Origin of the sequence: Polaribacter sp. 20A6 (assembly GCF_011378915.1) — a bacterium.
GTDB lineage: Bacteria > Bacteroidota > Bacteroidia > Flavobacteriales > Flavobacteriaceae > Polaribacter > Polaribacter sejongensis.
On record NZ_WTPZ01000104.1, the window covers coordinates 1 to 590 of the forward strand.

The window sequence follows — 590 nt, forward strand, 5'->3', positions numbered from 1 at the left end:
TCAAGTCTGGTTATGGCGGGGCATGTGTTTGTTGCTATGCCGCCGTTGTATCGTATTGATTTGGGTAAGGAAGTGTCTTATGCCTTGGATGATGAAGAAAAAGACATTATTTTGCATAAAATGGCAGTGGAAAAGAAACGTGGTACGCCCAACGTTCAACGATTCAAAGGATTGGGTGAAATGAATCCATCGCAACTACGAGAAACAACCATGGCGCGAGATACTCGACGTTTGATTCAGTTGACCATGGAAGACCCATCCGGTACAGATGAATTATTGGATAAGTTACTTGCTAAAAAGCGTGCTGGGGATCGTAAGCATTGGCTAGAGACTTATGGCAATCTAGCGATTATTGAAGGCTAATTTTTAAACGCGTATCGCTGATGAATACACTTTTTTACTTTGAATAGAATGGCTTTTTTTCTTGCGGTATTCTGTTTATCAAAATTAGAGGTTTCATCAGCAAATCTGTTAAAGACAGGTTACACTTAGAAAACCAGTAATAAAGTGGAATGCAATTTGATGTCTGACAATGAAGATCCTAACGTCATTAGTGAAGAAGCTCTTTACGAGCAGCTTGATCACTATTT

General features: G+C 39.5%; 1 pseudogene. It reads left to right on the forward strand.

Going from position 1 to position 590, the window contains the following annotated elements:
• Positions 1–363: pseudogene (locus GQS57_RS18560) on the forward strand (DNA topoisomerase IV subunit B); the annotation flags it as partial.
• Positions 364–590: the final 227 nt, after the last annotated feature.